Annotated in this window: 1 pseudogene; it reads left to right on the plus strand. The window is 44.4% G+C overall.

Going from position 1 to position 275, the window contains the following annotated elements:
• A pseudogene (locus C1E99_RS03965) lies at window positions 1-275 on the plus strand (hypothetical protein); the annotation flags it as partial.

Here is a 275-nt window from a genome sequence, read left to right on the forward strand (position 1 = left end):
AACAGGATTGATTTCCCTTGTCTATATTAGTTGGTTTTTCTTAGATTTGTTTGGAGTGACTGGTGAAATGGTCCTAGAATGGCGGGGCTTGCTGTGCGATTTGTTTCTGGCACTCATTCTACCCAGCTCTGCTTTTTTCATCCTAAAGAACCTAGTCTATGAACTGTCAAAAATCAAGTCCTATCTGCTGATGGGGACCTGGGGGCTTAGCTTTGTGGGGTTAATTGTCTTGCGTTTTTGGATTAGTCGGCAGTTCTATGAGGGGATTCCCCTGC

The sequence above is a fragment of the Streptococcus suis genome, assembly GCF_002964045.1.
Lineage (GTDB): Bacteria > Bacillota > Bacilli > Lactobacillales > Streptococcaceae > Streptococcus > Streptococcus suis_U.